Annotated in this window: 2 protein-coding genes; one reads left to right on the top strand and one right to left on the bottom strand. The window is 76.4% G+C overall.

Going from position 1 to position 645, the window contains the following annotated elements:
• Positions 1–328: Beta-galactosidase C-terminal domain (locus ACYVE9_RS29885; RefSeq protein WP_461030993.1), on the top strand; the 328-nt coding region annotated here is incomplete at its 5' end.
• Here ACYVE9_RS29885 and ACYVE9_RS29880 read toward each other — a convergent pair.
• A partial coding sequence (locus tag ACYVE9_RS29880) for a C40 family peptidase (RefSeq protein WP_461030992.1) occupies positions 315–645 on the bottom strand: 331 nt, incomplete at its 5' end. The genes ACYVE9_RS29885 and ACYVE9_RS29880 overlap by 14 nt on opposite strands.

The following is a 645-nucleotide window of genomic DNA, read 5'->3' as shown; positions in this document are numbered from 1 at the left end:
CACCCGGCACGACGTGGGCAGCGGCGCGGCCTGGTACGTCGCGACCCGGCCCGACCCGACCGCGCTGCGGGACATCCTCGCCGGGGTCTGCCGCGACGCGGGCGCCCGCCCTCCGCTCGCGGTACCGCCCGGGGTCGAGGCGGTGCGGCGGGTGGACGGGGAGCGCAGTTACCTCTTCCTGGTCAACCACGGCGACCGCGAGGCGACCGTTCCGGTGCACGGCACCGGGCTGCTCGACGGCGTCCGGTACGACGGCCACTGCACGGTGGCCGCGGGCGACGTGGCCGTGGTGCGCGAGAGCGGCGCCGGAGGTCTCAGGGCCTGCTGACCGCACTGACCGGCATCATGTTGACCGGGTCGTAGCGCACCTGCGCACCGGGGTAGGGCGCGTGCACGACCTGTCCGTTGCCGACGTACATCGCGACGTGGCTGGCGTCGCCCCGGTAGACGACCAGGTCGCCGGGTCGGGCCTGGGAGAGCGGTACCCGCTGCCCGGCGTGCGCCTGCCCCTGCGAGGTGCGCGGCACCGAGACCCCGGCCTGTCCGTAGGCCCACTGGGTGAGCCCCGCGCAGTCGAATGCGCTCGGGCCGGCCGCGCCCCACACGTAGGGGCGGCCCACGGCACTGCGCACGGCGGCCACCGCG

It is taken from the genome of Streptomyces sparsus, from assembly GCF_054776295.1.
This window is presented reverse-complemented; position numbering and strand designations above follow the sequence as displayed.